This is a genomic window from Absiella sp. AM29-15 (assembly GCF_003434225.1).
In the GTDB taxonomy this organism is placed as follows: Bacteria; Bacillota_I; Bacilli_A; order Erysipelotrichales; family Erysipelotrichaceae; genus Hoskinsella; species Hoskinsella hominis.
On the sequence record NZ_QVFL01000030.1, the window covers coordinates 16,257 to 21,996 of the forward strand.

A 5,740-nucleotide genomic window follows, 5' to 3' on the forward strand; every position below is an offset into this window, starting at 1 on the left:
AAATGCGAAACGGATATCTTCATAATCATGTCCTTTGATATTGATGACGTTCCATCCAAATGCTTTGAATTTTTCATCAATTGGTGTAGGATTCATGACATCACGAATGTTTCCATCGATTTGTAAAGAGTTGAAATCTACGATCGCACATAGATTATTCAAACGATAATGAGCGGCAGCCATAGCAGCTTCCCATACTTCGCCTTCTTCACATTCTCCATCACCTAATAAGGTATAGACTCTATGATCATTTCCATCTACTTTGTTTGCTAATGCCATACCAACAGCGGCAGAGATACCTTGACCAAGGGAACCTGTGGACATATCGACACCATCGACATAGTTCATATTTGGGTGTCCTTGTAGTTTACTGTTGATCTTTCTGAAAGTATTTAAATCTTCATGAAGTAAGCCTTTTTCGTATAAAGTCGCATACAGTAAAGGTGAAGCATGACCTTTTGATAATACAAAACGATCACGATCGATACCTTTGACATTGTCTTCATTGATATCCATGACTTCAAAATATAATACCGTTAATATATCAGCTGCGGATAAAGATCCACCTGGATGACCGCTATTTGCGTTAGCGACCATACGGACAATATTCTCACGAATATGTGCAGCATGTTGCTTTAGTTCTTCTGTTTTCAATTGCTTTCCTCCTGTCCAAATACGCTATCTAATCTTTCTCTTAAGAATGCACTCGCATCCTTTAAATCTTGTTTCCATGATTCACTTCCAATATACCAGAATTCTCCGACAAACATACGAACACCCATTGCCTTCAACAGCTGTAGGTTTTCAATATATTCTGTATGTCCTGTGCCAAATGGTATTTCACGATATTTCCCAGGAACTGTTTCTTTCAAATGTGCCGCAAAGACATGTCCCTGTCCTACACGCATATCATTATTTACAGGATTACTATATAATAAGGAAGCGTTCTTTAAGTTTCCAATATCTGGATATACACCCAAATAAGGAGAATTAATCATATTTACATAATACATAGATTTTCCAACGGTATCCATAAAAGGTGTTTCCATTGTTTCAAATCCAAGGTTGATTCCTTTTTTCGCAGCCATCAATACTGCTTTATTCAGATTGGTCGCAAAGTCTGCCCTTGTTTTACTATTGCCTTGTTCATAATATACATCATATCCAGCCAACTGAATCAGGCGTACACCCAGATCACTAGCCAAATCAATTGCTTTTTGCATGATCTCTAATGATCGTTTTTGTGTATTCGGATCACTTGCGCCAAATGGATATTTACGATGTCCACTTAAACAGATGGAATTGATCTTAACTCCAGTTTTCCACATAGCATCTACAACTGCTTTGCGTTCTTCTTTTGTCCATTCTAAGCGTGCTAATTTTGCGTCAGTTTCATCGATACTCATTTCAAGATAATCAAAACCGCTTTCCTTTGTCAGGTTCAGCTTTTCTTCCCAACTCAGATCAGAAGGCATTGCCTTTTCATATAATCCAAGCTGGTAAGTTCTATTTGCTTTGTCCATAATAAGCGTTCGGTCCGTGTTTTCTCTTGAAATGTTTATCTAATAATACCTGTTGCATTGGTTCAATCTGATTGTTGCATAATAGGGAAGCGATGGCATCCATCATGGCACATTCTTCCATAACAACTGCATTGTGTACTGCATTTTCTGCGTCTGTACCCCATGCGAATGGTCCATGACTGTGTAACAATACCCCTGGTACTTGATCTGGATTCAGGCCACGTTCTTTAAATGTTTCTACGATTACTTTTCCTGTTTCTAGTTCGTATTCACCCTGAATTTCTTCTGGTGTCATCAAACGGGTACATGGAATGGCACCATAGAAATAGTCTGCTTGTGTTGTGCCTAATGCCATAATATCTTTTCCTGCTTGTGCAAAGCTCGTTGCCCAACGAGAGTGTGTATGCACAACACCTCCGATATTTGGCCAGTTGCGATAAAATTCTAAATGTGTCATTAAATCTGAACTAGGTTTCAGATTGCCTTCCACAACGTTTCCTTCTAAATCTACCAATACGATATCTTCTTCTTTCATTTCATCGTATTCCACACCACTTGGCTTAATCGCGATGATTCCTTTTTCTCTATCAATAGCGGATACATTACCCCATGTAAATGTTACCAAGCCATGTTTAGGTAGTAACAGATTCGCTTTTAATACCTCTTTTTTTAGTTGTTCCAGCATAAGCATCCTCCTCTATTTTGTTACGACATAAACTGCCGCTTCATTTTTTGTATGATTTGCCGCAACGATCAGATCACGATCATCTTCGTTTACGACACATAAGTTGGCAGGACCTGCACCTTTTTCAATAACGGTTGTCACAAACTTGCCATCGACGTATTGTACATAGAAAATTTCTGCTTCTTCACGACGTACACCAGCTAAGAATGTATTCACACCAGCTAATTTTGCGCCAACTAATGTATGTGCAAAATCAATCTTGTTGTCATACTTGTAAACTTCCTTGTATGCGCCATCAATCTTCTTATAGATTTTAATCGTATCCCCATGGAATGCTTCAATGGTCATAATTTCATCTTCACCATCATTATCGATATCAATGGTTGCGATTTCTCCAATCTGGCCTTCCATGATAAATTCTTTTGTCCATTCTCCACCTTTTTCATATGGTGGTGTTACACGTAAGATACCCTGATCACTACCAAAGTAACCTACATCTTTTCTATCCTCTTTTGCGTGCCAGTATCCATGATTTCTATATAATCCATCTGCCAAGATACTTAATTCAATACCCTGTGATGGGTCTTCTGGAAGGATACCTGTATAGATACGTCCTGGAACACTCCAGTCGTTTTTGTCTTGTTTGGTTGTGGCAATAGTTGCGCCGATGAAGTAATTAACACCATCTGCATGGTAGATATCAAAACGGTGGATATATGGCATAGAAAGAACATCTTTTACAATCCATCCTTTTTCTGCATCATATTTGCCCCATACGATTTTTGCCAAACTTGGAGATACTTTCAAATAGAACTCCTGTACTGCAAGGAATTCCCCTTCTTTACCAGGAATTGGAATGATAGACATGCAGCCTCCTGGTTTTGTCCATACCACTTCTTTTTTATCGAAGTTTTTACCACTGAACATTTCGCAGATCACATCTGGATCTTCACTTGCGAACAGGATATGGTTTTCGTTATTCATATTGATGTTGCTTGCACAGTAGCATCGTTTTACGTCATCTAAATGTATTTTTTCAATTTTCATTGTCCTTTTTCCTCCATTTTCACGTATTTTTTGTAGAAGAAAAGCTGCACAAGGCAGCTTTTTCTTTTTTTTACTTGTTTTCTAAAGCGGCTGCCAGCCCTTCTTCAATTTCTTTTGCGGACATTACATTTTTCAATCCGACAATTTTTGTGCCCTTCTTTTCAGCATCCGCAAACATTGGAACGAAGTTTCTTGAACATAATACGATATCATACTGACCAGCTGCAGATTTTCCTTCAGATACTGCACAGTGGTGAATATCCGCAACATCTAATCCCATTTTCTTTGTGACCTTTTCTACGTTCAATTTGATCATCATACTTGTACCTGCGCCATTACCGCAGCAAACCAATAATTTTAATTTTCCAGCCATGTTATTACTCTCCTTTACATTTTACTATGTGTCTTTTGGTTGAATCTTTTTTTATTTTTTTGTGTAAATTAAGCCGTCGCTTCGTCTTTTTCTTTTATTTTTTCAAGATAAGCGTCGTAGTCTTCTGTGATTAAGAAATAAGTATCTGGGTGTTTGCGATACTGAATCTGAGGGATAGCCAACAGAATCAATACAACGATAGCAACACCGAAGTAACCAGCAAACTTCATGATGACTGTGAATGCAGGCCATACAGTTGCCCAGTCAAACATTCCAAGATATCCGCCGTATCCAGCAAGTCCAACCCAGCCAGCGATTAATGCAGAACCGAATACCTGAATTAAACCAGAAATGAATGGGAACAACATTGCGGCTTTGATACCACCACGATTATCTGCGTAAATTGCGATAACAGCGTTGTCGAAGAATACTGGAACGAATCCTGCGATTACAAGGGTAGGTGATTTCATCAGCAACAAGATACCAATGGCGATAAACTGTCCTAAAGCACCCATCAAGAATCCAACAGTTACAGCATTTGCACTACCAAATCCAAATACAGCTGCACAGTCGATACCAGGAACAGCACCAGGTAAGAATGAATTAGAAATACCTTGGAAAGAGTTTGTTAACTCTGTAACGAAGGTACGTACACCTAACTGTAAGATTGCCAGATAAACTGCGAAGTTTAATGCAGTTGTCATGATATAGAAGAAGAAATTAGCATCTGCTTTCATGAATTCCATAGATACTAAGTAATCTTTACCTAATACAAGTAAGATCGCACCGAAGAATAAGAACATCAATACAGATGTAGCTACCATGTTTTCGTTGAAGATAGATAAGAAGCCAGGGAATTTCAAGTCGTCTAAACGTTTTGTTTCTTTGTTTTTACTCTTGAATTTATCAGCTAATTTAGCGAAAATTGCGATACCGAACATCTGCTGGTGAGCGATAGCGAAGCCGCCGCCTTCTGTTAATTCCTGTGTTACTTCTACGGTTAAGTTAGAACCAACTGCCCAATATAAACCAAGGATCAAGCCCATAACGATCAGAATCTGAGTATCTCCAAGTTTTGGGAAACAGAACAGAATCAGCCAGAATGCTGTAGATGCCTGCTGCATCTGTACGTGACCTGTTGTAAATACAGCACGCATTTTTGTCCATTTCTTTAAACGAACCAATACAAGGTTCATGATAAATGCAACTAGTAACAATAACATTACCTGTGAGAATGTACGTCCAAACTGTTCCCCAATACCAGCTGTAACGGCATTCTGTCCAAAGTAAGGGTCGATAACCATTGCGTCAAGGTTGAAACGATCCTTTAAACCAACCAGGATAGGACGGAAGTTGTTTGTTAATCCCCCAGAACCAACTGCCAATATCATATATCCTACTGTCGCTTTAATAAATCCTGCCAATGCATCATAAAGTGGTTTTCTCAGCAACATATAACCAACGAATACCATCAAGCCGATAAAGTATGCTGGCTGTGTCAAAATGTTTGTTGCGAAGAAATTCCATATACTCATTAAAAAGTCCATATATTTCTTCCTTTCCTCACACGATTATTATGTGTGTGCTATGCTTCGTACTTTTCTGCGATTGCTTTTAAATCTTCAATTGTTTTTGCTTCCAGTAAAGCATCCACAATTTCTTCATTCATCAATGTATCCATCAATGCCTGAATGTTTTCTAAGTGTTTTTCATGATCGGTTGCTGCCAGAGAGAAAAACAAACGAGCTTTTTTATCTGGATCCTCGGGATCAAAGTCTACTTCCTTTTCAACCTTCATGAATGAGATCGCTGTACCATTACATCCCGCTGCCCCTTCCGTAGAATGAGGCATGGCGATGTTTGGTACAATCACGATATATGGTCCAAATTTCTTTACACAGTCAATAACTGCCTGAACATAGATGTCTTCCACTGTATTATCAGCTAACAATGGTTTGTAGCCTGCACGGATGGCATCTTCCCAATTGTCAAAGCTTTCTTCAAATGTGTAATGATTTCTTTCAATAATTTCCTTTAACATATATCGCTTATCTCCTACAGAATTGATCTGAATGGAACGTTTGGTTCATCAGTAAAGCAATCTTCAAATCC

General features: G+C 38.6%; 7 protein-coding genes. All 7 read right to left on the reverse strand.

The features are described 5' to 3' along the window. A partial coding sequence (locus DW761_RS20330; RefSeq protein WP_233513146.1) for a transketolase occupies positions 1-654 on the reverse strand: 654 nt, incomplete at its 3' end. Continuing rightward, positions 651-1,523, reverse strand: coding sequence for an L-ribulose-5-phosphate 3-epimerase (locus DW761_RS20335; protein WP_117455942.1), 873 nt, complete (start codon positions 1,521-1,523; stop codon positions 651-653). The genes DW761_RS20330 and DW761_RS20335, both read right to left, overlap by 4 nt. Next, complete coding sequence (gene araD / locus DW761_RS20340) at positions 1,507-2,208, reverse strand: L-ribulose-5-phosphate 4-epimerase (RefSeq protein ID WP_117455940.1); 702 nt, start codon at positions 2,206-2,208, stop codon at positions 1,507-1,509. Before araD ends, DW761_RS20335 begins: the two co-directional genes overlap by 17 nt. 12 nt (positions 2,209-2,220) lie before the next feature. After that, on the reverse strand, positions 2,221-3,255 hold the full coding sequence (locus DW761_RS20345; protein WP_117455938.1) for a hypothetical protein: 1,035 nt from the start codon (positions 3,253-3,255) through the stop codon (positions 2,221-2,223). Between the two features lie 70 nt (positions 3,256-3,325). Then, on the reverse strand, positions 3,326-3,628 hold the full coding sequence (locus tag DW761_RS20350) for a PTS sugar transporter subunit IIB (RefSeq protein ID WP_117455936.1): 303 nt from the start codon (positions 3,626-3,628) through the stop codon (positions 3,326-3,328). A gap of 68 nt (positions 3,629-3,696) precedes the next feature. Beyond that, a complete protein-coding gene (locus tag DW761_RS20355; protein ID WP_117455934.1) occupies positions 3,697-5,175 on the reverse strand; it encodes a PTS ascorbate transporter subunit IIC in 1,479 nt (492 codons plus the stop codon). Positions 5,176-5,213: 38 nt separating this feature from the next. Beyond that, on the reverse strand, positions 5,214-5,669 hold the full coding sequence (locus DW761_RS20360) for a PTS sugar transporter subunit IIA (RefSeq protein ID WP_117455932.1): 456 nt from the start codon (positions 5,667-5,669) through the stop codon (positions 5,214-5,216). Positions 5,670-5,740: the final 71 nt, after the last annotated feature.